General features: G+C 50.3%; 27 protein-coding genes. 2 read left to right on the forward strand and 25 right to left on the reverse strand.

The features are described 5' to 3' along the window. Window positions 1-625: 625 nt before the first annotated feature. Genes tatC through ACFVVF_RS24905 form a run of 6 tightly spaced genes read right to left on the reverse strand, consistent with a single transcriptional unit; the run spans window position 626 to window position 4449 of the window. Complete coding sequence (gene tatC, locus ACFVVF_RS24880) at window positions 626-1432, reverse strand: twin-arginine translocase subunit TatC (protein WP_387815300.1); 807 nt, start codon at window positions 1430-1432, stop codon at window positions 626-628. Window positions 1433-1470: 38 nt separating this feature from the next. Continuing rightward, window positions 1471-1704, reverse strand: a complete 234-nt coding sequence (locus tag ACFVVF_RS24885; protein WP_387815302.1) for a twin-arginine translocase TatA/TatE family subunit — start codon at window positions 1702-1704, stop codon at window positions 1471-1473. A gap of 43 nt (window positions 1705-1747) precedes the next feature. Then, window positions 1748-2788: a molybdopterin-binding protein gene (locus ACFVVF_RS24890; protein ID WP_387815304.1), complete on the reverse strand. Its 1041-nt coding sequence runs from the start codon at window positions 2786-2788 to the stop codon at window positions 1748-1750. Then, window positions 2785-3279, reverse strand: a complete 495-nt coding sequence (locus ACFVVF_RS24895) for a MogA/MoaB family molybdenum cofactor biosynthesis protein (RefSeq protein WP_387815425.1) — start codon at window positions 3277-3279, stop codon at window positions 2785-2787. Before ACFVVF_RS24895 ends, ACFVVF_RS24890 begins: the two co-directional genes overlap by 4 nt. A 38-nt stretch (window positions 3280-3317) precedes the next feature. Beyond that, the gene (gene moaC, locus ACFVVF_RS24900) at window positions 3318-3806 is read right to left on the reverse strand and encodes a cyclic pyranopterin monophosphate synthase MoaC (RefSeq protein WP_387815427.1); all 489 of its coding nucleotides are present in this window, start codon (window positions 3804-3806) and stop codon (window positions 3318-3320) included. Window positions 3807-3837: 31 nt separating this feature from the next. Then, on the reverse strand, window positions 3838-4449 hold the full coding sequence (locus tag ACFVVF_RS24905; protein ID WP_387815305.1) for a 5-formyltetrahydrofolate cyclo-ligase: 612 nt from the start codon (window positions 4447-4449) through the stop codon (window positions 3838-3840). Between the two features lie 156 nt (window positions 4450-4605). Here ACFVVF_RS24905 and ACFVVF_RS24910 point away from each other — a divergent pair, with 156 nt between their 5' ends. Then, a complete protein-coding gene (locus ACFVVF_RS24910) occupies window positions 4606-6537 on the forward strand; it encodes an ABC-F family ATP-binding cassette domain-containing protein (protein WP_387815307.1) in 1932 nt (643 codons plus the stop codon). Between the two features lie 291 nt (window positions 6538-6828). Here the strand turns inward: ACFVVF_RS24910 and ACFVVF_RS24915 are convergent, their stop codons facing one another. The 7 genes from ACFVVF_RS24915 to ACFVVF_RS24945 form a co-directional block, all read right to left on the reverse strand. After that, entirely contained in the window at window positions 6829-7479 is a 651-nt protein-coding gene (locus ACFVVF_RS24915; RefSeq protein ID WP_042170759.1) for a response regulator transcription factor, read from the reverse strand. After that, complete coding sequence (locus ACFVVF_RS24920; RefSeq protein ID WP_387815310.1) at window positions 7457-9850, reverse strand: sensor histidine kinase; 2394 nt, start codon at window positions 9848-9850, stop codon at window positions 7457-7459. The genes ACFVVF_RS24915 and ACFVVF_RS24920 overlap by 23 nt, the downstream gene beginning before the upstream one ends. A 36-nt stretch (window positions 9851-9886) precedes the next feature. Further along, entirely contained in the window at window positions 9887-10048 is a 162-nt protein-coding gene (locus ACFVVF_RS24925; RefSeq protein WP_387815312.1) for a hypothetical protein, read from the reverse strand. 100 nt (window positions 10049-10148) lie between these two features. Continuing rightward, a complete protein-coding gene (locus ACFVVF_RS24930) occupies window positions 10149-11099 on the reverse strand; it encodes a polyprenyl synthetase family protein (protein WP_387815314.1) in 951 nt (316 codons plus the stop codon). Between the two features lie 30 nt (window positions 11100-11129). Beyond that, window positions 11130-11357: a hypothetical protein gene (locus ACFVVF_RS24935; protein WP_387815316.1), complete on the reverse strand. Its 228-nt coding sequence runs from the start codon at window positions 11355-11357 to the stop codon at window positions 11130-11132. 28 nt (window positions 11358-11385) lie between these two features. Continuing rightward, the gene (locus ACFVVF_RS24940; RefSeq protein WP_387815318.1) at window positions 11386-12114 is read right to left on the reverse strand and encodes an ABC transporter ATP-binding protein; all 729 of its coding nucleotides are present in this window, start codon (window positions 12112-12114) and stop codon (window positions 11386-11388) included. Between the two features lie 581 nt (window positions 12115-12695). Then, on the reverse strand, window positions 12696-14240 hold the full coding sequence (locus tag ACFVVF_RS24945; protein WP_387815429.1) for a 2-isopropylmalate synthase: 1545 nt from the start codon (window positions 14238-14240) through the stop codon (window positions 12696-12698). A 638-nt stretch (window positions 14241-14878) separates the two neighbouring features. Between ACFVVF_RS24945 and ACFVVF_RS29230 the strand changes: the two genes are divergently transcribed. Further along, window positions 14879-15037, forward strand: coding sequence for a hypothetical protein (locus tag ACFVVF_RS29230; RefSeq protein WP_483875033.1), 159 nt, complete (start codon window positions 14879-14881; stop codon window positions 15035-15037). Window positions 15038-15134: 97 nt separating this feature from the next. Here ACFVVF_RS29230 and tsaD read toward each other — a convergent pair whose 3' ends face one another. From tsaD to yyaC, 12 genes are all read right to left on the reverse strand, one after another. Further along, window positions 15135-16199, reverse strand: a complete 1065-nt coding sequence (gene tsaD / locus ACFVVF_RS24950; RefSeq protein WP_387815319.1) for a tRNA (adenosine(37)-N6)-threonylcarbamoyltransferase complex transferase subunit TsaD — start codon at window positions 16197-16199, stop codon at window positions 15135-15137. Then, window positions 16196-16711: a ribosomal protein S18-alanine N-acetyltransferase gene (rimI, locus tag ACFVVF_RS24955; RefSeq protein WP_387815321.1), complete on the reverse strand. Its 516-nt coding sequence runs from the start codon at window positions 16709-16711 to the stop codon at window positions 16196-16198. Before rimI ends, tsaD begins: the two co-directional genes overlap by 4 nt. Further along, window positions 16708-17526: a tRNA (adenosine(37)-N6)-threonylcarbamoyltransferase complex dimerization subunit type 1 TsaB gene (gene tsaB, locus ACFVVF_RS24960; RefSeq protein WP_387815323.1), complete on the reverse strand. Its 819-nt coding sequence runs from the start codon at window positions 17524-17526 to the stop codon at window positions 16708-16710. The genes rimI and tsaB overlap by 4 nt, the downstream gene beginning before the upstream one ends. Next, window positions 17513-18016 carry a tRNA (adenosine(37)-N6)-threonylcarbamoyltransferase complex ATPase subunit type 1 TsaE gene (gene tsaE / locus ACFVVF_RS24965; RefSeq protein ID WP_387815325.1) on the reverse strand — a complete coding sequence of 168 codons (504 nt, stop codon included), beginning with the start codon at window positions 18014-18016 and terminating at the stop codon, window positions 17513-17515. The genes tsaB and tsaE overlap by 14 nt, the downstream gene beginning before the upstream one ends. Window positions 18017-18036: 20 nt before the next feature. After that, window positions 18037-19068 carry a thiamine-phosphate kinase gene (gene thiL, locus ACFVVF_RS24970; protein WP_387815327.1) on the reverse strand — a complete coding sequence of 344 codons (1032 nt, stop codon included), beginning with the start codon at window positions 19066-19068 and terminating at the stop codon, window positions 18037-18039. 23 nt (window positions 19069-19091) lie between these two features. Next, window positions 19092-19964 carry a YitT family protein gene (locus ACFVVF_RS24975; RefSeq protein WP_387815329.1) on the reverse strand — a complete coding sequence of 291 codons (873 nt, stop codon included), beginning with the start codon at window positions 19962-19964 and terminating at the stop codon, window positions 19092-19094. Window positions 19965-20108: 144 nt separating this feature from the next. Next, window positions 20109-21191, reverse strand: a complete 1083-nt coding sequence (locus ACFVVF_RS24980) for an HD-GYP domain-containing protein (protein ID WP_387815331.1) — start codon at window positions 21189-21191, stop codon at window positions 20109-20111. A 437-nt stretch (window positions 21192-21628) separates the two neighbouring features. Continuing rightward, window positions 21629-23281, reverse strand: a complete 1653-nt coding sequence (locus ACFVVF_RS24985) for a histidine kinase N-terminal 7TM domain-containing diguanylate cyclase (protein WP_387815333.1) — start codon at window positions 23279-23281, stop codon at window positions 21629-21631. A gap of 126 nt (window positions 23282-23407) precedes the next feature. Continuing rightward, window positions 23408-24601, reverse strand: coding sequence for a class I SAM-dependent methyltransferase (locus ACFVVF_RS24990; RefSeq protein WP_387815335.1), 1194 nt, complete (start codon window positions 24599-24601; stop codon window positions 23408-23410). A gap of 106 nt (window positions 24602-24707) precedes the next feature. Beyond that, window positions 24708-25358: a DUF6483 family protein gene (locus tag ACFVVF_RS24995; protein ID WP_387815337.1), complete on the reverse strand. Its 651-nt coding sequence runs from the start codon at window positions 25356-25358 to the stop codon at window positions 24708-24710. A 28-nt stretch (window positions 25359-25386) separates the two neighbouring features. Then, window positions 25387-26205, reverse strand: coding sequence for an alpha/beta fold hydrolase (locus ACFVVF_RS25000; protein WP_387815339.1), 819 nt, complete (start codon window positions 26203-26205; stop codon window positions 25387-25389). 23 nt (window positions 26206-26228) lie between these two features. Beyond that, on the reverse strand, window positions 26229-26798 hold the full coding sequence (gene yyaC / locus ACFVVF_RS25005; protein ID WP_387815341.1) for a spore protease YyaC: 570 nt from the start codon (window positions 26796-26798) through the stop codon (window positions 26229-26231). Between the last annotated feature and the right edge of the window lie 77 nt (window positions 26799-26875).

A 26875-nucleotide genomic window follows, 5' to 3' on the forward strand; every position in this document is an offset into this window, starting at 1 on the left:
AGAACCTAGCTTCTCCAATTGCGAAAATCACTTCGCTAATGCTGAAACGTGGCCGGGATCCGGCTGTTTTCCCCATGTTTTGCGAACTCGCCTTCGTTATATTGCGAACTTGCTTCGCTAATGCTGGAGCGTGGCCGGGATCCGGCTGCTTTCCCCATGATTTGCGAACTTGCCTTCGTTATATTGCGAACTTGCTTCGCTAATGCTGGAGCGTGGCCGGGATTCGGCTGCTTTCCCCATGATTTGCGAACTTGCCTTCGTTATATTGCGAACTTGCTTCGCTAATTTCGACTACAGAGTGAAGCTTGAGATAAACCCCATCTTCAAAATCAACAGATAAAAAAAGGAATGCAGCCTGCTATGTTGTTTTTGTTGTTGTGATCATGTTGTGCGATGCGACAGGGTAAGCGGAGTGTTTCGAGTTCATGATGACTTTTTGACGATTCGCTTCATTTTCACCGTGTATACGATGTGAGAATGGAATCAAGAATGGCAGAATGAACCGAAACGCACAGCGAGCCCGGCGCTAGCCGTGTTCAAGTTACAACAAAAAAGACTGTCGAGCATCTCGACAGTCTTACCATTCCTCCATCAGAGGATCTCCATTCTCAGCACTGCATACAAACTAATCTTCCTGATCATCTTCCCACTGCTTGTCTTTCGCAAGCTGCTTCTTATACACCATGGCGGATAAGAACACACTGAATTCATAAAGAAGAATGAGCGGGATCGCCACCAGTATGTCCGATATGAAATCAGGAGGTGTAACGACAACTCCGATAAATATCATAATAAAGTACGCCAATCTCCGAAGCTTGCGCAGCCGTATCGGATTCAGCACACGAATAGCCGTCAAAAACATAATGACAAGCGGCAGCTCAAACAACAGCGAGATCGGAATTAAAATACTGAACATAAAAGAAAAATACTGGGTAATGCCAATCGTTTCCTCTAAATTCAAATTAGCCGATACCGTTCTTGTAAAATGAAATGCGAGCGGGAACACAACAAAATACGAAAATGCCAGCCCGAGCAGAAACATAAATAACGCGAACGGTATGTATTTGAGCGTTGCCCGCTGCTCATTCTTCTTAAGCGCCGGCTTTACGAAAGCCCAAAGCTGATAAGCCGTAAACGGAATCGCTAAAATAAGTGCGATTACGAGCGCAAACTTCATATACATGCCGATGCCGTCCCACATAGAGAAGGCATGCAGCGACAATCCGTTCGCCGGCTCCTGTTTCATTAGAAAAGTATAGGCTGGATCTGCGACTACCAACCCGATCACCATACCAATTACGATAATAATCAGCATATAGATGATTCGTTTGCGAAGCTCGCCTAAGTGCTCCAACAGAGGCATTAGCCCCTCTTCCTGAATCCGCTTCCTGTCGAAGGGCTCTTCGGAAGCTTCGCGCTGCGACGTTCCCATCTGAATAGCCTCCTTTTCAGCAAAAAAAGCGGGCCCGGTTAGTCCGGAAGCCGCTTGTTGTTCGAATCGTTATGTTCCCTCTCGGTTACATCGACCCGCTTGCTGCTCTTATCTTTCTGATCATCGTCACCCATAATATCTTTGGCACCTGCCTTAAACTCTCTCAGCGTGCGGCCAAAAGCGCGGCCCAGCTCCGGCAGCTTATTCGGTCCGAACAGCAGCAAAGCGACGAGCACGAGCAGGATAACGCCTGTCGTTCCAATTCCTGACATTACATTCCACCTCCAAATTTGTCTTTCATACATCTACAATGAATTACGATTGCAAACCTCCGTAGCCCATCTGAACAATATCATTACGAACGATCGTTTGCCCAGCTAGAATACGGGGCAGGAGCACGTCGAATGATGTATAAGGATCATGCATCACACAACCTGGCAAGCCCATAATCGGAACTTCTCCTATGTATCCCATCAACAGCATCGATCCGGGCAGCATTGGCGTTCCATAACTGACTATTCGCGCGCCTGACGCTTTGATTGCCCCTGGTGTGCGATCATCGGGATCTACCGACATTCCGCCTGTTACCAGTATCATATCATAACGCTGCTCTAGCAAATAGTGTATTTCCTTGACAATTATTTGTCGATCATCAGGAGCAAAGCGCTGCTCGGCGATTTCCGAGCCAAATGCTTCGATTTTGGCGTGAACAGCCGGTCCGAATTTATCCTGAATCCGGCCGGAGAACACTTCCCCTCCAGTCGTCAGCAGACCAACCTTTAGCTTGCGAAAAGGTTCAACCCTAATCGGTGCTTGTCCGCCATTAGCAGCACGGTAATCCGCCGCCAGCTTCTCTACGGCTTCTACCTTTGCTTTATCGACTACGAGCGGTATCACTCTCGTCGCGGCTATAGACTTGCCAGCTTGCAGCACCGTATTCGATTTCACCGTGGCAAGCGCAATTTCGCCGATATCGTTAATCGCGCGAACGATCGTCTCATCCACATAGGCCAAACCCAGCCCGACAGCCTTCAAATTGACTTTGCCCTCATGCGGCTCAGTCGTTGCAATGCCATCACCTGTCAAAGCTTGAGCCATCCGCTCCGCAGCATCATCTTCATGAAGCTCTCCAGCACCAAGCTCCAAAATATAAATATGCTCTTTGCCAATATCGAGCAAGCTCGGTATGTCCGCTTCCATCACGACATGACCCTTTTTAAACAGCCGCCCCTTAAATTTTCCAGGCAAAATCTGAGTCAGATCATGTGCCAGCCTCATGCCGATTGCTTCCCTAACTGGAACCTCGACCAAAACCGAGCCTCCTGCTCTGCTGCTCATCTCGTTGCTGTCGTTCATTCACTGTGCTCCCCGTATCTGCCAGAGACGATCTCCAAAGCATGCGGGAGCTGATCCATAATCGCCATCAATCCCTCGTGCACACCCTTCGGGCTTCCCGGCAGATTAATGATCAGCGTTTGTCCGCGAATGCCGCAAACTCCGCGTGAGAGCATCGCTCTACGCGTTTTTTGCAGAGCACCCATTCTCATCGCCTCAGCCAGACCAGGTACTAACCGGTCTACAACCTTAAGTGTTGCCTCCGGTGTAATATCCCTAGCCGCCAGCCCTGTTCCGCCGGTCGTCAATACGAGATCCGCTTGATAATATTCGGTCATTTCAATGATGGCGGCCATAATTTCATCCTGCTCGTCAGGGACGATCCGATAATCGACGATTTCCCCGCCAAGTTCTTCCTCTACAAGCTCGCGAATGACTTGCGCGCTCGTATCCTCACGCTCGCCGCGCGAGCCTTTATCGCTTGCTGTCAGTATCGCAACCTTCCAATCCAACATATCCATTCCTCCCGTCCCGGCTCATTGACAAGCTGCTAGGCTTCTTCTTTTTCTCTGTCCACGCGATAATCGCCGTTTTTCCCGCCCGTTTTGGAAACCAAATAAGTTGGCCCGACGATCATATCCTTCTGCAGCGCTTTGCACATATCATAAACGGTCAGAGCAGCAGCGGAAACGGCCGTTAAGGCTTCCATTTCAACACCGGTCTTCCCAGTTGTCTTTACCGTCGCTTCTATGTAAAGCTCATCCTTGCCATTATCGTCAAATTGGATGTCTATGCCCGTCAACGGCAGCGGATGGCACATCGGAATCCAATCCGATGTTTTTTTGGCTGCCATAATGGCAGCAACCTGGGATACGGCGAGTACATCGCCCTTCCCAATTTTTCCTTGCTTGATGCGATTTAATGTTTCCTCATGCATCATAACCTTCGTTCGGGCGACCGCGGTGCGAGAGGTAATTTCCTTCTCGGTTACATCGACCATTTTAGCCCTGCCCTGTTGGTTGAAATGCGTCAAGTCCATCATGGTCACCCCGTTATATTGATTTCTCCGCTCAAAATACGTACATGCCGCTTTCTGTAACGAGACCGTCCATACGCTTGTCATGGGACTGCATCGGCAGCTTCTCCATCTCCCTATCCATGAGCTGGATGTCGAAGGCGGCCCCCATCCATACGCTCTCATGCCCTAATCGCTCGGCAAACCGGTCGTAATAACCGCCGCCATAACCGAGACGTCCGCCATACCGGTCGAATGCTACACCTGGAACGATAATAATCCTCGGCCACTCCTTCTGTGCAAGCACTGGGCTGGCGGCAGGGTCTGGCTCTAAAATACCGTAAGCTCCCGGTATCAAATCCTCCCACTGCGAAACAAGGTGGAGTGTCATTGAACGATCTGCAGGCTCACTTCTAGGCAGCACGACTTCTATCCCCGATTGCCAAGCCCAGTCCATAAGAGGTCTCGTATTCAGCTCGGATCGAAACGGCGCATAGCACATTATGCGCTTAGCAGACTTTTCTGTCAGCCATTCGGATAAATACCGGCATACCGCTGCCGATTTCTCCACACGTTCTTCCGCAGATAAGCCGTTTCGTGCCGCCAGCATATTCTGGCGCAGCTTGTTTTTGTCTGGGCCGGCAGCCAAGTTCAATTGCTCGTCCATCGGTTTGTCTCAGCCTTCCCGTCATTCCCTTTTCGTTACTTGTAGTTTACCATTGTTATGCAACTTTCGCCAATGTTGACGGCGGTTTGTGGTAATATAGAATGAAACGGCAAGCATCCCCGCATCTTGCCATTATTTGGTGGAGGTATTGTTGATATGCTGCTTCAAGTGTCGAATATTCGTAAAAGCTATGGCATCGATGTCATATTGCAAGATATATCCATGCAGGTGCTCGAACGTGAGCGAATCGGGCTCGTCGGTGTTAACGGCGCAGGCAAGTCTACCCTTCTGAAAATCATTGCCGGGGAGTTAAGCTTTGACTCCGGCGCCATCCATAAAGCCAAAGAAACACGGATCGGTTATTTAGCCCAAAACAGCGGCCTGCAATCTGATCGGACCATTGAAGAAGAAATGCGCGCTGTCTTCGCCCATTTGCTGGATGCGGAACAGGAACTCCGTCAGCTCGAACAGCAAATTGCCGATCCTGAGCTGCATAATCAGCCAAAGAGGTACGAAGAAGTTCTCGAGCGCTATGCCCGCCGTTCGGACTGGTTCCGCGAGCAAGGCGGATTTGAAATCAATACTCGCATTAACAGCGTCCTTCACGGCATGGGATTTGGCGAGTTTCCTTCCGATACAAGAATCGTAACCTTGAGCGGCGGACAAAAAACACGTCTCGCACTTGCCCGCATTTTACTGCAATCACCTGACTTGCTCATGCTTGATGAGCCAACCAACTATTTGGATATTCCAACGCTGACATGGCTTGAAAGTTATTTGCGCAGCTACTCCGGCGCCATTCTCGTCGTATCCCATGACCGTTATTTCCTCGATGCGCTGGCGACCACGATCATCGAGATCGAACGGCACGCTGCCAAACGTTACACCGGCAACTACAGCCGGTATATGGAACTAAAAGCAGCGGAATACGAATCAGAGCTGAAGCAATACGAAAAGCAGCAGGATGAGATTGCTAAGATGGAGCAATTCATTCAAAAAAACATCGTACGAGCCTCGACGACAAAACGCGCGCAAAGCCGGCGTAAAGCGTTAGATAAAATGGATGTGCTTGATAGACCGCTAGGCGACTTGAAGAAAGCGAACTTTACATTTCAAATTGAACGGCATACTGGAAAAGATGTGCTTGATGTCGCCGATTTGTCGGTAAAATTCGACGAGACACGCACATTATTCCATCAAGTATCCTTCCAGCTTCAACGAAGCGAGACGGTTGCACTCATAGGACCAAACGGCATTGGAAAATCAACTTTGCTTAAAGTGCTTGTCGGACAACGCCAGCCTACAATCGGCACTGTGCGATGGGGCTCCAACGTCAAGCTTGGCTACTATGATCAGGAGCAGACCGGCCTTACGCCTTCTAACACGGTGCTGGAGGAACTATGGAGCGAGTATCCGCACTTGGAGGAAGCTCGTATTCGCACAGTGCTCGGAAGCTTTCTGTTTAGCGGTGAAGATGTATTGAAAAGGATCAGTTCACTTAGCGGCGGCGAGAAAGCGAGAGTCTCACTAGCTAAGCTCATGCTTCTGCAAGCGAATGTTCTCATTCTAGACGAACCGACCAACCATCTCGATTTGTTCAGTAAAGAGGTGCTGGAGGCTGCCCTGCTTGATTTTGAAGGAACGCTGTTATTTATATCTCATGACCGGTATTTCCTGAACAAAATGGCTGAACGTATTGTCGAATTGTCGCCAAACGGCACTGAACATTTCCTAGGAAATTACGACGATATGATCGAGAAAAAAGCCGAGCTTGAAGAAATACGCCGGGAAGCGGCTGCTAAGCTGACTGCTGCCTCCAATAAACAGCAGACGTCAGCTGCTGCGCCCAGCTCTTACGAGATTGATAAACAAGCCAAGCGCGAGGAGCGCTCCCGGCAACGCAAGCTGGAGCAAACCGAGCAGACCATTAGCGAACTGGAAGAGCAGATTGCTGAGCTGGAAGTTCAGCTAACTGACCCTTCCGTGTTTAACGACTATATGCGCATTCAAGAAATTCAAGCTCAAATCGACAAACATCGCACCGCTTTGGCAACTGCCTACGAGGAATGGGAACAGCTTAGTGAATAGCAGAACAAATCCAGCTTGATTGTGATAACGGACTCGTCTTTGGTTGCACTAGACCAAACGGGTCCGTTTTTTATTCCATAAAAAGATGCTTACGCTATAAAAGCGTAAGCATTGAGAGGGAAACCATCGTTAGGGTACTGCTGCTTGCTTGGACTGGCACTTGCCATTACTGCCGGGATACGATGCTTCAATGGACAAGCCAAGGAAGTTATCCCTTACTTAGAATATTTGAATGTCATTCCGTCGTAGAAAATCAACAGAGTGATCGTATTCTCAAAAGTTAGGATGCAATTAAAACTGTTCCATTCGAATTAAGCCGAGCCTTTTTGCTTCCACAATCGCTTCCGACCGGGATCGGACACTTAGTTTCTCAAAAATACGGGTAAGATTATATTCAACCGTCCGCTGACTCATATGCAGCTTTGCTGCGATATCCTTGTTGCTATTGCCATTCGCAACTTCCTGGAGTATATCTTGGTCACGCTCATTGATCGAAACTTCCTCGATTGCTTTCTCCGCCCGTGTAATCTTGACTTCATTACGCCGAAGCTGCTTCAGCAGCGAGATTGGAATGACCGCTTCACCACGCATGGCGCAACGAATCGTATTATGAAGCTGTTCGCGGGAAACTGTCTTCGAGATAAAGCCAGATACGCCGCATTCAATCAATAGGTTAAAGTGGGTGCTAATTTCATAGCCGGTATAGATGAGCACCCTGCGGTCCGGAACCTGCTGGATCAATCGCTTCGTCAGTTCCAAACCGCTAATTCCCGGCATGTTCAAATCGCATAATATGATATCGAAAGATTCGTTATTAACGACTTCGAGAGCCTCCATCGCAGAAAGCACAACGGTTACTTTCATTTCCGGATCCTGTTCAATCATCGTTTTGGTGCCTTCGCCTACCGAAGGGTGGTCATCAACTAATAAGATACGAATCACGCAGTAAACCCCTTTCCGATCGGCCGTTTGTCATCGTTTCAGGCAAACTAATAACAACTTCAAGACCTTCTCCACGCTTCGATCGGAATGAAATTTCTCCTTCTAGGCTCGCAACTCTTTCTTTGATGCCGGATAATCCCATATGCTCGAAAGACGCTTTCATATAATCAACATCCATGCCCTTGCCGTCATCCTTGTAACGGAAGTAAATCTCATCCGTTCTCTGCTCCAGCTCCAGGTTAACCAGATTAGCATGAGAATGCTTGGCTGCATTGCGCAGCAGCTCCTGAACAATCCGGTAGATCGCTGTAATTTGCTCCTCATTGAGCGGCTGATGGAATGTCTTCGGACGGAAATCAATAGCGAAGTTGTCCCGCATCTGCGAATGCTCCACAATCGATTCTACCGCTTCGACAACTCCCATCTCCTTAAGCAATGGAGGACGAAGCTCATTGCAGGTCTCACGAATTTGGTGAATGACGTCAAGCAGGCCTTCTTTGATATCTTCAAGCTCATGTCCCAGCTTGTCTGACATTGGATGGTCCATAATGACCGATTCCAGCTTGCGGTACCACAGCAGCTGATCCTGCAGCGCAGAATCATGCAGATCAGCTGCAAGCTTGCGGCGTTCATTCTCGGAAAGACAGAATAAGAGGCGAAGCACCCACGGTGCTGTCGTCTGTTCCTTCCGGACTTCCGATTCCAGATCTTCGATGAGCCCTTCAATTAAGTAGAGATTCTCGAACACGATGCTGGCATAGTTCGCCATTGTTTTCAACCAGCGGAGCTCGTCCGAGTTGAAGCGGGTATGATTGGTTTTGGAACCAATCCATACGACATGGTATTTCGAACGCTGCCTGCCGATTACTAGACCAAGTCCATGCGGCAGCTCTACCATCTCGCCTACCTTCAGCGTGTCTGCTACTTGCAGCAGGAAAATCGCCGTTCCTTGCTCTTCAGGTGTGTCGCCAATTGGCTTCACGACGGAGTCCGTCTGATCGACAAGCAAAAAATCGATTCGGCTGACGGGCAGCAGCTCATTGAGTTCCTGGCGAAGCACAGCCTCCAAGTCCGCTCGCTTCATTACTCTCGCGATTTTACGGGAGAAGCGGTCCAGACTGTCCTGATAGCTGTACATAGCCTTGAATAGCTTAGGCCGGAACTTATGATCGATCTGTTCCTTGATATACAAGAAAAGGGTTACCCCCGTATAGACGATCACAAAGGTTTGTACAAACATGATCCAGGACATGCTGGATTGGCTCTTCATAACCGCCGTTACACCAAAGGTAATGAGGACGGAAGGCAGCAAGGCCAGAAACGTATAGTATTTAAACCTCGTAAGGATGAAGTCAATGTCAAATAGCTGATTGGAAGTGAGCAAGTAGAAATAGACAACCGGCAATACAAATAAGAATGGTGCAGTAAATGCTGCCGGTAAAAACTGTGCGCTTCCAACAAAAAGCGGCAATACGTTCATCACCGTAAACGGAGTAAACGCCACAATATGCGAAGTCAGCGTAATTTTGAACAAGGAGTTCAGCTTCGTATGCCTGTGGTACAAATACTTTTTGACCAACAGCAGAATACAAAGGAAATTGCCGACCAGCAAAGTACCATAATAGACCGTGCGAATGGATACGAAAACGTTGCTCGGAATCATCTCTGTCCATACGTAGATCAGACAGCTCAATTGCACGATACCTGAAATGGCAAATAAAGAGATCAGCCATCGCTTGCCGATAAAAACTACGTCATACCGTTTAAGGTAGCTGTTCATGAACAGCAAAAAAAGAGAAGGTATAAACGGGATAGCTACATAAATAATAGAGTAGCCTACCAAATCGCTGCGATAAGACGCTGCAGATGAATAGTAGCTTAGTCCGATAATGACAAAAAACATCATCAGAATAAGTGCTGCCTGATCGTCCTTGCGTTTCCGGTACAGGAACACAGATAGACCGGTAAATAGAACTAGCGAGCATAACGGCAAGTAAAGTTGAATGAGCAATTCCGAGCCCGTATGCTCCCCGTTCCAGCCTTTGCTGAAAGAGACGAGAGCATACTCGCCATTCGTGTGTTTGACCATTACTGTCACAGCCTTCTCAACCGAGAAAAACTTGTTCAAATAATGATACTCCGTAGCGGCCTTGCCGTTCACTTCGACAATCTCGTCGCCAATTGCTACCCCTTTAAGGATCGCTTGCCCCGCAGGTTCAATCGCTTCTACAAAATATCTCCCTGACGTTTCTTTGACTTCCATTCCGATAAACGGCTCTCTGACAACCGTCAAAGTCAAGTAAAGCAAGGTAGACAACAGGATGAGCAGAAAGAGAAAGGTCATTGTGCTCTTGATATGTATATTACGCATGTTTCTCCCCCTGCATCATATCCTATCGCTTAAGGACTAGCCCCAGAATGCTAGTTGATAGTTGCCTTTTTTCTCTTGTTGATTCTTCAATGCATCTTGGAGAGCGCTGTGCTCAGCTGCGGATACGCCAGCCAGTTGCGGTTGTGCACCCAGTACAAATCCATTGCTTGCCAACGAACGAATTGTTTCTTTTAACATTAAAATCTCCTCCTGCTATATTAGAATCAATTACTGATTCTAATATAGCAGGAATTCTATCGACAGCAAACGCTAATCTAGTTCGTATTTACCGCAATGTTCATTGCGGTATCCCGGCATTCGCTATTTTTCCCGACACAATGGCCATTATTTCGTCGATTTTCCCGGCTGTTTCCGGTATGCCGCCAAGCAATTCCTGGAACCGGTTGAAATAAAGGCTGAACATAGCCGAGCCGTACAGCATTGTACCCGACCGCTCACAAAGCTGCTCAAATTCCGCCTGCATACCCAAGACATCTGACTCATTGAATTTGCCGGCGTAGTAATCCGCAACCCAGCTGTCCCCTTCTCCCAAGTCCTCTAGTAAAAAAAGCGTCAGGAGCGTTTTTTTGCGCTGCAGAAAATCGTTTTTCTCGTCCCAGCGGAGCAGGTCCCTTCTATCATTTTCAATTTGAGCCGCTATGCCCAATTGCTCCGCATACTCCGCCACACCTGCATGCCATTCCCGGCCTGTCAGCATGACTCCGGTCATGCAGGCAAGGACCAGCAATGCCGCTGATTTGTTTCTGACAATATCGATATAAGAGGCCTCATCCGCAGCCAAATTGCCAAGATCGGCCATTTGTCCATTTGCTGCAATAAGCAGCTGCTTGTTCATCATATCGATAACTGGCAGCACCGTACCCGAATCCAGTCCGCATTCCGTCATCGCTTGCTGCGACAGCGTCATCAATACAGTAGCCAGATGCAGCGCGATCGGCAAAGGCGCCTGCGACCATGGCTGGTGAGGCGCATCCTGATCCTGCAAATCATCCAATATATCCGAAGCCAGAATAAACAGCTCAACAGACGCACCAGCACGACAGGCTGCTTCTGGCGATGTACCGCCGAACAGCCGGTAATGGAGCACCGTAAGCGGTCCGAACTTCATCGGTTCGGTAAATTTGCGTTCCATAAATAGATTCGCATAATAGAGCAGCTTCTCATCCTTGAAATACCGCACTGCGAATTGTTTCATTTCCTGTCTGATAAGCGGCGCAAAATCTTCCATCGGAAAACCTCCGTCTTCTTATGAATGACTTCATTCTACACGATGGAAGAAAATGCCGACAACCGCCCGCATAAATCTTCTCTTATTTCTCCCCTTCCATTTGGTGGATTCCGCTTTTTCCTTCTGCAGTCTTTGTTCAGCAATCGCCTCCTCATTCAATTTATCGAGCAGCGTTGCCAGCATTTCCATACGTTTTTCGACAACCTCGCTACGATGCACTGACGGACTTTTGATGTCGTTTCTTTGATCCTTTTTCAAAAAAGCCCTCCTCCAGGTCTGGGGGCGGTCACACCTCTGCGTAAGCGAAGTGAACGTAAACGGCCTCCATCGTCAAGCCTCCTGCAGGGATTTGCGATATCAATTTTCCCGGCGTATCGCATTTTACAATGCTGCCTTTGCGTAATACGGCTATCCGATCGCAATTACGCTGCATTTCGCCCATGTCATGAGACGAGATTACAACCGTTTTCCCCTGACGCTTCAAATCTAGCACTAATGACCAATATTCAGCTCTAGCCTGCCAATCGAGCCCCGTTGTCGGCTCGTCCAGAAATATAATTTTGGGATCGTTTACAAGTGCAATCGCAAGTGCTGCGCGCTGCTGCCAGCCTCCTGACAGCCTTTTCACAATTTTGTTCTCAAAAGGCTCCAGCCCGAACCGTGCAATCAGTTCGTCCAGATCCATTTTCCGCGTATAGAACGACTGAAACATCTCCAGCGCTTCCCGCAATGTAAGCTTGTCCACCAAGGACGTGCTTTGCAGATAGATGCCAATATAGTCCTTCAGCTTCTCCGCTTCCATTATCGCATCTATGCCCAGTACATCAATCCGCCCATTGTCCGGCTTCCGCAGTCCCATCAGCATTTCCAGCAGCGTCGTTTTGCCTGCCCCATTGGTCCCTATGATTCCGAAAAGCTCTCCTTCCTTCACACGAAAGGATACTTCTTCAACCGCCTGGTTGTTCCCATAGCTTTTGCTTACCGAGCTTACTTGAATGACTGTCCGCTTTCTCATTGTAGTAATCCTCCATTCACGCTGGAAATCGCAATTGAACCTATTCTTTACCGACCAATCGACGAATCGATTTCTGACGGCTGCTGCCTGCCTGATCAATTCTATTAACTCTACCTTAACGCATCCCTAGCAATCTTGCACCGAAATACTAGGTGCGATTCCACGCAAACTTTTTGCGGTCACGCAAGCACCCCCGAATCATCCAGCAGGCTTCCGTCGCAAAAAAAGAAAGCTCTCACAAGGCGCTGAAGCCGCGCCCGGCAAGAGCTTTCCATAAACTGTCCACCTTATCCACAGGGTTATCCACATCACTTGATAAATTGTTAGTCAATTCTGTCGATATCGCTTCCCTAAAAATAAGGATTTGTAAAGGTTAATGACGCTAATTACTGGAAACAGCTGTATGCTGATCACACTTATACACGTTATCAACATTATTCACAATAAGGCTGTGAAAAAAATGTCCACTTTCCACACACAGTCGTATCCGCTGAAAACCCGCATTCCATAACGGTTTTCCACCATTATCCACAGATAGCTTCCCTATTGTGGATAATACCAGTTATTTGCAGCAAAAAGATCTAAACGGCGGTGTTTGCTATCGTACCTCGTTTGTTCCCGGTCATAACTGCCTGATTGCAAGCTGCAACATAGGCCTGTGCGGCGGCGAAAATAATATCCTTATGGATCGACGTGCCGCGGAATCGCTCGCCGTTATTTACAATCGTGACGACTGCCTCACCATGCGCATCTTCTCCTGTCGACAGCGAATGAAGCTCCAGATCCTCGAATTCCGCTGCAACCGGAATCGCCTGTTGAATACAATGGATAACCGCCTCGAGCGGCCCTCCACCCATGCCTGTATAGGATCGTTCCTCGTCTTGTGCACTATTTTTAACCGTTACCGATGCAATTCTTGATTTATGGCTGCCGGCCAGCACTTGCAGGTCGACCAGTACATAAGGGTCAGGCTGAGTTGCCGTCGTCTCTCCTGCAATGCGGATGAGCTCATCGTCGGTGACGATTTTTTTCTCATCAGCCAGTGCCTTGAAGCGGTCGTATACTGCTGTCAGCTCATGATCGGCAACATCGACACCATATTCAGCGAGACGGTGTTTAATGGCGTGACGGCCGGAGTGGCGTCCCAGAATGATCATACTGCGGGATATGCCCATCGCTTCCGGATCCATAATCTCGTACGTATTGCGGTTTTTGAGCAGGCCGTCCTGATGAATGCCGGATTCATGCTGGAAGGCGTTGCGGCCCACAATCGGCTTATTGTAAGCAATCGGATAATGCATCGCATGGCTGACCATCCGGGACGTTTCATAAATTTCACGCTGCTGGATTCCTGTCTCCAGCTGCAGCACCGATTTCCGCGTTTCAATAATCATCGCCAGCTCCTCGAGCGAGCAGTTGCCGGCACGTTCACCGACGCCATTGACGGTAACCTCAATTTGCGTCGCTCCTCCGCGAATAGCCGCCAGACTGTTCGCTACCGCGAGACCCAGATCATTATGATTATGGGCGCTGTAACGAACCAATTCGCCTCCGCGCGCTTGCGTCCGAACGGACCGGAACAGCTCTTCCATTTCATCCGGCAGCGCATAACCAAGCGTATCCGGCAGATTAATAATTGTTGCTCCCTCGGCAATGGCCGCTTCGACCAGCTCAATGACAAACGCCCGGTCGGAGCGCGTCGTATCCATTGCGGAAAACTCGATTTCATCTACGAACTGCTTGCCGTACGCAATCATTTCCTTCGCAATCTGCACGACCTCGGCGCGGGACTTGCGCAGCTGGTACTGCAGATGAATGTCCGAGGAAGAGATGAACAGGTGCAGCCTTCTTCTTGCGGCATCTTGCGTTGCCTTGACTGCGGCATCAATATCCACCTTCATCATGCGGGCAAAACCGGAAATTTCTACATGCTGCAGCTCACGCGAAATTTGCTGAACAGCAGCAAACTCGCCCGGACTCGATACAGCAAAACCCGGTTCGATAATGTCAACACCCAGCTTGCCCAACTGGCGGGCGATAATGATCTTCCGCTCTGGATCGATCGATGCGCCCGGGGACTGCTCGCCGTCACGTAAAGTCGTATCAAAAATTTGAATTTTTTTCATCTCTTGTCCCTTATTCATCGTTTCACTCATCTTAAAAAACCTCCGTTTATTGAATTCTTTGAATGTTCTGAATACAAAAAACCTGCCGTCTCTGGAAAGAGACGACAGGTTGTTGATCCGCCGTGGTACCACTCTAATTGGCCGGAACGCACTAAAGTTCCAGACCCGCTTGATGCCCGATGACGGAGGCTTGCCGTAATGATGTACGAGCAATTGCTGCTGCTTTCCACCATTCCGCTCCCAGGCGAGTTCAGACCTAAGCTTCGACTGCGTCGCACCGACCCGCAGCTCTCTGAGGCAGCTTATTCAAGGATAACCTTGTCTTCACTGCCGTGCTTCCGCTCCATTGTCCTACTATTCCTGTTCCTAGCGTTATGTGTATGGGATTGTAGTTTCCTATCATTCTTGTCAGTTGAGTTGAGGGAGGGATTCCCTCATTACTTCAGGCATTACCGCCTGATACTTCCTTGCCTGCTGCTCGCAAGACAATAAAAAAAGCCTGTCGTCTCTATATTCAAGAGACGACAGGCTGTTATGTCCTGCGCGGTACCACCCTTGTTGACTGCGAACGCTATGCTTCAAATAGCAGAGGCTCGTAAGTCCACCTTAGGCACATCGCCAACTCCGGATGTCAGTCGATGCGCACCCGATTACGGGGGTTAACCGTAACGACGTACGCGCTTAAGCTGCCATGGTCAGCTCTTGCCTCCGTCATTCCGCTCCCAGGCGAGTTTCAGGTCTCCTTCGACTGCGTTGCACCAACCCGCAGCTCTCTTTACCCGGATAAACCTTACTGATCCTGTTCCTTGCGTTTGCAAAGTATAGAATTGAAGTATTGTTGCTTATTATATTCGCCGAAAAGTATTCTGTCAATTCACATTGACTGCATATTTTTTAGATCGTTCCGCCAGCTGCCCAGCCCTCCAGCGAAAAGTTAGGCTCGGCTTTCATATCCAGCGGTGTATACTCGCCGCGCTTCCACTTCAAATAAGCCGCGGCACCGATCATCGCCGCATTATCCGTACACAGACGATGCGGAGGCACGAGCAGCGGCACCGATTCTTTGTCGCATCTTGCCGTCAGCGCCTCTCTCAGCCCGCGGTTGGCCGCTACTCCGCCGCATAGCAGCAGTTGCTTAGCTCCAAATTCACGCACGGCGCGCAGCGCTTTTTCAACGAGCACCTCGATGACAGATTCCTGAAAGCCTCTAGCGAGCGCCGCTTTGTTGAGCTCCTCGCCCTTCATGCCAGTCTGGTTAATGACGGCAAGCACCGCTGATTTCAAGCCGCTGAAGCTGAAATCATAGGAGCCGGCTTCCAGCCAAGCGCGCGGCAGTGTAATGGACTGCTCAGCCTCCATTGCCAGCTTGTCGATATGCGGCCCGCCGGGATACGGAAATTTGAGCGCACGCGCTACTTTGTCATACGCCTCCCCTACGGCATCGTCGCGGGTTCTGCCGATCATCCGGAAGGAGCCTTCGCTCTCCAGCAGAACAAGCTCGGTATGGCCGCCCGATACGACGAGCGCCATGCAAGGATACTGAAGCTCATGAACGAGCTGATTCGCATAAATATGTCCGGCGATATGATGCGTGCCGATCAGCGGCACATCAAGTGCCATCGCCAAGCTTTTTGCCGCTACGATCCCGACCAGCAGGGCGCCTACAAGTCCGGGACCTTGGGTAACCGCTACAGCCGATACTTCGTCAAGCCCATAGCCGGATTCCTCCAGTGCCTGTTCAATCATCAATGTAATAACCTCGACATGCTTCCGCGAAGCAATCTCGGGCACCACGCCGCCAAAGCGCTCATGAACCTCGATCTGGCTGGAAATAACATTCGAAGCGATGTGACTTCCATCCCTAATGACTGCTACGGAAGTTTCATCGCAGCTTGTCTCGATTGCGAGTATAATGCCTTCGTTATTGCTGCTCTCATTACTATTTTCTAATCCGTTCACAGTCCCTGATCCTCCGCCTCAACCTCATCGTTGTTCTGTATGCCGCCCGTCAGCTCCGCCCACATAATAATTGCATCTTCCTGATTATCGGAATAATAAGCAGGCCTTATGCCGGAAGGCTCAAAGCCAAGCTTTCCATACAAACCTTGGGCGATCATGTTGGAAGCTCTCACTTCAAGCGTCATTTTTGCCGCGCCATAGTAGACGGCTCTGCGCTGCAGCTGATCCATCAGCCGCTCGCCCAGCCCTTTTCCGCGCCAGTCCGCTTCGACGGCTATATTCGTTACATGAGCTTCGTCCATAATGATCCACATGCCGCCATATCCGATAATCCGGTCATTCCATTCCATAACGACATACCTGGCGAACATATTGTTCAACAGCTCGTTGCGGAACGCTTCCGCCGTCCAAGGCGTAGCGAATGCCTCTTCCTCGATAGCCACAATCCGCTCGATATCCTCCAGTACCATCGGCCGGAAGAGAACCTTCCCGTCTATATCAGATTTTCTCATTCTACCGTTTCCTCCATACGTTTGGCTTGTTCAGCCAGCTTTTCCTTCAGCTTCACTTCCGCTTCCGTCAACTGCGTATAGTTTGGCGTAAACGTATGCGTATCGTCGAACTGTCCAGCAATTAAACGCTGCTGTCCCAGCTCCGCAACCCATCGGCCTTCCAGCTCATAAGCCTGCAAGAGCACCTCGGTCGCAATGCCTGCTTCTGCGCAAATTTGCTTCAACCGCAAAGCCTCAGCCTCATGAAGAGACAGATCACCGCAAATCGAAATCGCCACCGGGTTTTGGCCGGCTTCATCTGCCAGCAGTTCAGCGATCGTATCAACCCAGTCCTTCATAAGCCGAACACCGTCATCGGCAAAACGGCTCCATTGTCCTTCTGCACTCATCGCAAAGCCAGCTGTATACACCTGACCCCGCCGTGCATCCATAATCGGCAGTATCCAATGCGCGCCAGCCGGAGCTTTTACTTCATTCGATTGATGAATTCCGCCATACGCCAGCGCCTCCAGGCTGGAAATGCCGATTAGCGGCTTCTTCCATACCCAGGCCAGCGTTTTTGCCGCAGCTACGGCGATTCTCATCCCCGTATAAGATCCTGGACCATTGCCGACAGCGATTGCTCCAAGCTCCTGCCCCTTCAAGCCGCATTGCTCCAGCAGCTGCTTCAAATGGACAACGATATGAACCGAGTGGTTCCTCTCTGCCAAAGAATGAATTTCGCCCAGCGTCTGCTCGCCCGCTCGAATTGCTGCCGACATCGCAGCAGTTGACGTATCAAATGCCAATACCGGAAGTTGTTTAGTTTCTGTCATCGCTCTTCCCTGCTCCTATCTCGTCCAAAGCCGCACACCATGCAGCGTACGGCTCTCCAATGCCTGTCAGTCGGAAACGGCGGCCCGCTTCACCTTCATGCTCGATATAAATATCGAGCCGCTCAGGCGGAAGCAGCTCCTCAATCAAGCTGGCCCATTCCACGATTGTCGCGCCATTGCCGTAAAAGTAATCGTCCAAGCCAAGCTCATCCGCTTCCTCCATTGAAAGCCGGTAAACGTCCATATGATAAAAGGGCATCGCTGCGCCTTCATATTCCTTAATGATCGTAAAAGTAGGGCTGTTCACCACTCCCTTTACACCAATCGCTTTTGCAAAATATTGCGAGAACGTTGTTTTGCCCGCGCCTAAGTCGCCATCAAGCGCTATTATCGAGCCGGGAGCAGACATACCTGCCAGCACTTCGGCCAATTCCGCCGTTTCCCGCTCATCTTTCACATGAATGACAGCCTGTCCTATAAGCTTGCTCATATCTATCAACCACCTGCTCATCAGCCAAAATGATTAAAGCCCCGTTTCGCAAGCGGCACCGCCCGCTCTGTCTCCGCTTCAATAAGACGCACGCCCGGCTCACCTGCTTCCGTTTCTCCAACAATGTAGAAGGGCAGCCCTTCTGCATGAAAAGCGGCTTGAGCCGCCTCGGCATCAGATGCCGCTATCGTACCGAGCAGCGCATAGTCTTCGCCGCCGTACAGCATCCACTCCAGCGGATCAACGGCAGCGCGGCTGGCATAGCTCGCCATGCTGCCGCTGCGCGGAAGCTTGCGTTCATGTAATAGAATCGCCAGGCCGGAAGCCTCGGCGATTTCCCACGCTTCGCTGGCCAGCCCGTCGCTCACATCGTTGAGCGAATGGCAGCTCCCGCGCTCAAGAAGCATCCGGCCAGCTCGTACGCCAGGCTCCGGGTGGCGATGCGCTTGCACAAGCGCCGCCGGCAGTTCTACCCGCGAGCCGCTTTGCTGCGCGAGCATGCCATGCAGGCCGGCGGCCGACATGCCGATCGGCGGCCCGGCCAGAAAGACGGCGTCCCCGGGCTTCGCGCCGGAACGCCGCAGCGCCCGCCCGGCTTCGACGGCTCCCGTCACCGTCACCGCAACGACCAAGTGCTGCGGCGACGATGTCGTATCGCCGCCAATGACCGCTACGCCATAACGCTCCGCGCAAGCATACAGCCCGTCATACAGCCGGCGCATTCGCTCCGGCCCGAACGACTTCGGCACGCTTACGGATACGAGCGCGTGAAGCGGGATGCCGCCCATTGCAGCAATATCGCTAATATTGACGGCCAGCGCCTTATAGCCGATATCCTCTTCCTCCATCGTCGCGTCTGCAAAATGAACGCCTTCTACCATCGTATCCATCGCCATGACCCATTCATACGGTCCCTTAATGTCCGCAATGGAAAAATTACTGTCTACGAGCGCCGCATCGTCGCCGATTCCGAGCACGACACCGCGGCTGCGCTGCCATTCCGTGCTTTGCCTCTCCGCCGTCCAGTGGCGGATGCTTGCAAATTCATCCACTGCTCTTGTCTCCTTCGCAGCCGCTAATGGATGTCCCGTTTCTTGAAGCGGCCGCCTTTCACATCATGAATATTGCCGACGGCAAGAAATGCAACGGGATCAAGCTCATGTACGATCGACTTCATCTTCGCCTCTTCAAGCCTCGTAATGACACAGAAGATGACCCGCTTCTTGCCTCCTGTAAAGCCGCCTTCCCCATGCAAGTAAGTGACGCCGCGGCCCAGCCGGCTCATAATAGCCGCGCCGATCTCCTGCGAGTCCTCACTAATGATCCATACCGCCTTCGACTCCTCGAAGCCTTCGATCGTAATATCGATCATCTTAAATGCAATGTAATAGGCCACAAGCGAATACATCGCCCGGTCCCAGCCGAATACGAATCCGGCGCTGCACAGAATAAAAAGGTTAAAGAACATCACGATTTCCCCTACTGAAAAAGGAAGCCGCTTATTGAACAAAATCGCAATAATTTCCGTGCCATCCAGCGAGCCGCCAAAGCGGATAACCATCCCCACGCCGATGCCGAGAATAACGCCGCCAAAAATAGTCGCCAGCACGTATTCTTCCGTCAATGGAGGAACCGTATGGAGCAGAAACGTGCCCAGCGACATCACGCTGACGCCATACAGTGTCGACATCGCAAACGTCTTCCCTATTTGCTTATAGCCGAGTACCAGGAAGGGCAAATTGAGTAAAAAGAGGAAGATGCCAAGGGGCAAACCGGTCAAATGCGAAATGATAATCGAGATGCCAACGATGCCGCCGTCAATGATATGATTCGGCACGAGAAAGATTTCAAGTCCTACCGATACGAGCGCCGCCCCTAACGTAATAAAAAGCATGCGGCGGAGCACTTCAAGCTTCGGCAGCTTTAAATGCTGATGATGCTCACTCATGAAACCTTCTCCCTCTCCCAGAATCGGCCTTTTCTTTCTATTTTACCTTAAGAGCGGAGATATGGAAACGGCCTATAAAGCAAATCCCCCTATCAAGAGCAGCAGGCTGCAGCTGATAGAGGGAGTTCTGTGTCGAAGCTTTATTTACAGCTCTTTGACGATCATCAGATGGAGCTCGTCCTTTAGCTCCAAGTCATAAGGCTGCGCCGGCTCGCTGCCATCCGCTTCACGAATAATGCGCACGCGCGGCCGGTGGAGCGCCAGCTCGCTGTTCACAGCCACAACCGCGGTTTGCCCGGAACTGAGCAGCAGCGTCGTCGACACCGGGTAAATGGAAATGTGGCGGCAAAAAAGCTTGATCAAATCAAAATCGAAATAGGTATTGCCTGCCGCAAACAAAAACTCGATGGCCTCAGCCGAAGTATATCGTTTACGGTGCGGCCTAGGAGAAGTCAGGGCATCATAGACGTCGGCGATCGCGACGATTTGCGCATACATATGGATTTCGTCCTTTTGCAGGCCACGCGGATAGCCCGATCCGTTGTATCGCTCATGGTGCTGCAGCGCACAGTGAGCGGAAACGATCGAGATATCATGATATTTACGTAAAATATCAAAACCGTCTTTCGTGTGGTTCTCTACGATTGAACGTTCTTCCTTCGTCAGAGTTCCAGGTTTTTTGAGCAGCTCCTGCGGAACCTTGGACATCCCGATATCATACATGAGAGCACCGATACCGAGCTCCTCCAGCTGGTTACGGTTATAGCCCTTGGCGATGCCGAGCACCCCGGCCAACACCGCAACGTTAACGGTATGCTGGAACAAATAGGCGTCAGTCGTATGTATGCTTGTCAGATTGACGAGCACGTTGGGTCTCGTCGACAAATCAGTCATAATGGCGCCAAACACGTTGCGAAAGGTTCTCCCGAGATCCGGGACGATAGCCCTTCCCTTCATGGGCGAAAAGTCCTTAAATGAATTCATCGTTTTATAAATCGCATCAGCAGCCTGCCTGCGCGTTTCGTCGCTGATTGTTTCTTCCGGAATTAAATCTTCTGTCTTCCCATCTTCGATAAACAAAAAATCGATTCCCAGTGATTGCAGCCGATTTATAAAACGTTCGCTCAGTTCGACTCCTTCGCCAAGAAGAACGCTCCCATTGTCTTGAAAGATGGGCTTGGCGAGTTTGTCTCCAGGATTGACCAATCCAATTTGCACTTTTCTCATTAGATAGTTCCCGCCTTCGATCGTTTTCTAGCGCTTACCGGAATGAATCTATTTTAGCAGATTCGAATGGGACTGACCATCTCTCCTTCTTCTATACATCACCAGCTTTCCTCTATCATTTTGTAGGGAAATCGATAGATTGTGCTATTTTACGGCAATCCAAGAGACAAATCGGCATCGAAAAAAAGCCGGCGCCGTTTCATCTCCTCCGGCTGTCGAGAACAATTATGTCGTTTTTTCAACTGCATTGATCAAATTTTCGCTGCGCTACCCTGATTCAAAAGTCCTGCTGACGATATTTCCACAACAGTAGAGTAACCTCTCTTAAAAAAACAAAAAAACCCTGCGCTTATCAAAAAAAGCGAGGGTTTCTAATATTCGGATGAAGCATTCGTTGGAATCTTCGCAACTAATTCGCTGTCGGAGAGGCAGCGGATTTAAGCCAGCTTCCGCTTGACGATGCGATTGCGTCCATTGTACTTCGCTTCATATAGCGCAGCGTCGGCTTGCGATAATAATTCACGAAGAAAAGCTTTCGGATCGTCCAGCACCTTCGTGTCGAACTGCTCAATGGAGACCACGCCCATACTGATCGTGACCGATACCGTCTGATCGCCATTGCCGGTTCTTACCACGTTATGCTCAACCGCTTCCTTGATCCGGTCCGCAATCAGATCGGCATGCTCCCGGTTTGTATGGGGCAGATAGACCGTAAACTCTTCGCCTCCGTAACGTGCAAGAATGTCCGTAAGCCGCAGCATGCTGCGGACTGCATCAACCGTGCCGCACAGCACCTCGTCTCCGGCCAAATGCCCAAAGCGATCGTTAATCGATTTAAACAAATCGATATCGAACAGGAAAATCGAGAAAGGAATGCCTTTGCGAACATTGATCGCTACCTCCTGCTCCAGCTGCTGAAGCAGGTAGCGGCGGTTAAAACAGCCGGTCAGACTATCCGTAATTGCCATACTTTGCAGCTTCTTATTCGCTTGGGAAAGCTCTTCTTGCATAATCATCAGCTCGCGGTTGCGATCATGAAGCAGCTCATTTTGCGTGTTGGTCTCATCCAGCAGAATGCGAAGCTGCGTTACGTCATGGAAAGTCAGCAGCCGGCCAATCGGCAGCTTTTTCTTGTTTTGATTCAAGATCGGCGCGGATTGAATGACGATGTAGCTGGATTGCTCCAAATGAAGCGCAATCTCTACCTCCATCCGCTCCAGCGGCTTCTCATGCTGCTCTTCAAAAAACTTCCTAAAATCCCTTGCCGCTGACTTCGGAAGCTGTGAGGCCAGCACCTCCGGATTGAAGCTGTCGCCGATTTTGAGACGAATAACGGGCCGCATCGCCTTATTGATATCAATGACGATATCATTATCATCCAATACGATAATGCCCGTAGACATCGTATTCATAATGTCGCGCTGCACGACTTGAATGATATTGAAGACGCGATGCTTCGTGATCGCATGCGCCAGATATCCTGTCGAAATGGCCATACCGCAAGAAATGATAGGAAAATAGCTATCGAAGGAATCAATAAAAACGATGTTCACTAGCAAATCGCCAATGCCGAATAAAATAAGCAGGAAGACGGTAGTCATCGCCGTCCGGACAAGCGTCTTATGACGGGAAGTCACTTCTTTGCGAAGCGTGTACACCATAATGAACACCGAAATAAACAGATAGATCAATACTTGAACAATCATCATCCAGTAGAGAGGCCCGTTCTCGAGCTGCCCGTTTGGATCCGTACTATAATTAATGTTAAGAAACATATTGCCGGGATTGGCTAATGCAGCAAGAGCAGATACAATGCCGGGAATAGACAGCAAAATAATACTCTTCATTCTGATCACCTTGGCTTGTCCGGTTAGAACGACAATAAAGACGAACCAGCCAACGCCGAGCAAAGAGAGAGCGACATACGCGCCTATTAAATAAAACAACTTGTAGTTCGGATCAATCGCGGTTTGCGAAATAAACTGAAATAACGGCCACACCATAAATACGAAGTGAAGGACCAAATAGATTTTATGGAGAACCGTGATAGAGTTAGCCGCAAACACGTAGAAGAATAATCCTAGTAACACAAGGAAAATAGCAAAATCCAACCAGATTATTAATTCCAATACGGTCACCCATCCGTTATATAGCCATCTATTTCCATTGTATCAAATGATTTATATAACGACAATTAATACTTCATTTCTTACCGATTATTGTTGATTCTCTTTGCCTGGCAGCCGGTCTCCTAGCATCGCCTCAAGCGACGGGGATAGATGCAGAAAATTGCGGAATTGCTCGTACTGCTCCCATTTTTTCGCCGAGACAGCATGCTTCTCCCCGCGTACAGCACGAATAAGCAGGTTTTTTGGCGTATGCTCAGGATCAACAAACTCCAGCATCTGCACCTTGTAGCCGATCGCCTCAAGCAGCGTACCGCGCGCCGCATCCGTAGCTAAAGCGGCAAATCTTTCCTTCAGCAGTCCCTGCGACAAAAGCGGAGAAAGCGTGTCGCTCTCTATTTGCCGGAATGCCTCATGCTGGCAGCATGGCACTGACATAATGACCGAGGCGCCCCAGCCGACTGCTTTCGCCAAGGCCGCGTCCGTTGCTGTATCGCAGGCATGCAGCGTAACGACCATATCCGCTTCCTTCAGCCCTTCATATTCGGCGATATCCCCCACCATAAAGGTCAAGTTGGCATATCCCAGCTTATCTGCAAGTCCAGAGCAGAAGGAGATGACATCTGCCTTCAAATCCAGGCCGATAATTCGAATGTCGCGCTGCTGCTCGATCGCGAGCAGATGATAAAGCGCGAAAGTAAGATACGATTTGCCGCAGCCGAAATCGACAATCGTCAGCGGCCTGTCCTTCGGCAAATGCGGAAGCACATCCGTCACCATCTCCAGAAAACGGTTGATCTGCTTATACTTGTCCTGCTTCTTGGCATGCACCATGCCTTCTTTCGTCATAATGCCCAGCTCGACCAGGAATGGCGCCGCCGCTCCTTCTGCCAATATCCGCTGTTTCTGGCGGTTATGCTGAAGATCGGACGGCTGGCGCACGCTGCCCGTCGGCGGCTTGCTAAGCACAGTCGCTTTCCCCTTTTTGCTGAACAGCAATTGAAGATCGGCTTCCGGCGTTTTGACCAGCGCTTGCCGGTATTCCTCGTTCAACAGCGCAACGAGCTTCGTTCCAGCCAGCTGCGGCAGGATGTTCTCATGTGTCACTTTATTTGCGTAATGATATTCGAACTGGTAGTGCAGCCCTTGCTTCAACTGTATCGGTCTAATAATTGTCTTCGGCGGCGCCGCTCCATCCTTGCGCCGCAATTGGCTAAGCGTGCCTTGCAGCAGCTCTCCTCGGTCTATGCTTTGCAGCAAATTTTGCTGCCATTGTTCGGTCATGAACGTTCAGCTCCCTGATCTTCTATATAAACGGCCTAGCCGAAACAAGGGAGCAAGCTGCATGATCCGCAGTTTGCCCCCTGCCTTCCGCTTCCCGTCTGCATCATTACTGTGTCTTGCCTGCCAGTTCTTCCACGCCCTGCTCCAACTCTTCCCGCGATAAGCCGCCGGCTTCGAGCTTCTCATCATCATAGAGCAGCAGCCGCCGATAAAAATCGATAACCTCTTCCTTCGGAATAACGCCATCCTCAAGCAGCTCATGAAGCACATTGTCCGCCTGATCGAACTGGGACTCGCCCTCATGCCATTCCGCACGCAGCAGCTTCGTCTCCTCCGGCAGCTCGTAGAGCTTCAGCTGCTCCAGAAGCTGCTCCGCTTCTTTTGCCGGATTTACAAGCGTAGGCGCCGCTCCCAGCAGCGACAAACGCATAAATAAGTGAAGCGACTTTAAATAATGAACAAAGCTCGCTTCTTCCTTGCCCTGCGATTCCAGCAATTCAGCTTCCTGCTTCATTAAGACTGCGATAGCTTGGAGATTATCTGTCTCCACAACGCCATTCGTCGTCATGACCCCGATCAGATCCTTATCCGAGAGTGAACGGATCAGCTTCCCGCTCAAGCCGAATCGCTTGTCCAGCAGCTCGTCAATAATAAGCAGCGCTTCGTCATGCTTCATTTCCCGCTTCAGCTGCATAATCTGTCCAATCGCTTCCGTCATTTGCCCGATCATCCGCATGAAATAGTCCCGTTGAAACATTGATTTCTCCCTCCCAGGCCTGACGATCTTATTTGTTCAAAAATCCGGTTACCGCTTGGACAAAAGTATCGGGCTGCTCCAGCATTCCCATATGCCCGGCGCCTTCCAAAACAACCTGCGTTACATTATCCCCTTCAATAACCAATGTTTTCTCCGCCGGTATAATCGGATCAAACTCGCCTGCGAGCAGCAGAAGCGGCAGCTTCGTTTCAGCAAGAACAGCGTTTCTGTCGGGCCGCTCCTTCATGCCTAATGCAGCTCCGATTGCACCGGCTTCGCTTGTTCCATATCCGATCACCTTGGCCCGTTCCACTTGCTCAACGAGTGAATTGAGATTATCCGGGGCGAACAACTTCGGCACGAGTGTATCAACGAAAGGCGTAATGCCATCTTTGCGGATTGCCGCTGCCGCATTGTCACGGTTGCCCTTTGCAGCTTCGCTGTCCGGCATCGGGGTGGAATGAACGAGACCAAATGCCTGAAGCTTATCCGGATGGCGCTCGGCAAACGCCAGCGTCACATAGCCTCCCAAGGAATGACCAAGCAAGGTGACACGGGGGATATTCAGCTGCTGAAGCATACCTGCCAAATCATCGGCATACAATTCCATCGTATATGCGCCATCCCCGGCTGCAGGAGACGCACCTTGCCCCCGCAAATCCGGCGCTATAACTCTTGCATGCCGTGCGAGGCTAACAACGACTCTTTCCCAATAAGCCGAGCTGCCGCAAAAGCCATGCAGGAGAACCAAAACCGGCTTGTTAAGCTCCCCAGAATCGTAATAAGCGAGCTCGATGCCGTTGTCCAGCCGAACTTGATGCTGCGCGATTGTTTCCTTGCTGCTCATTCTTCCGTCACTCCTTCATTCGACTAGGTTCCGTATTTTGCAAAGCTGCCGTTTTCCTTCCACGCTGTATCAATTGCCTCTGCCAGAACAGAAGCCATCTGCAGCACGCGATACAGCGGCGTCGTCTGCAGTGTCATATATGGCTTATGGCTCATGCCATTGACGATACCCGCTATGCTGTAATGTCCCGCTTCAGGCAGATTTGCGCCGGTTGCTTGTCCCGGCTTTAACGGGCCCTCAGCGGTTAAATAACCGCCAACCGATTGCGCCTTGCCCAAGCAGGCATCGACGGCAATAACGACGGTATGCTCTGCAGCGGCTGCTTGTACTGCCTGCTCTACTCTGTGAGCGTCACAGGGCTGCTCTAGCGTGCCTACTACATTAGGCCAGCCTTGCTCCCGAAGCATAGTCCCGAGCAGCGGGCCGAAGCTGTCTCCCGTTGAGCGGTCCGTTCCGATACATAGGAACAATACTTCATCCCGGGCGGGATGCTTTTCCGCAATGCTGGATAAAAACATGTTCAATTCGAAATCGGCGGAATACTCCGCTGGTTTCTCTATGCTGCCAATGCAGGCTTTCAATTGTTCCATCATCCTGCACACCCGCTTCTCTATGATTGCATTTTCGTTATGGCTTCATTGTATCCAATTTGGCTTCGCGGTTCAATTTC

It is taken from the genome of Paenibacillus sp. NPDC058174, assembly GCF_042883865.1.
Taxonomy (GTDB): domain Bacteria; phylum Bacillota; class Bacilli; order Paenibacillales; family Paenibacillaceae; genus Pristimantibacillus.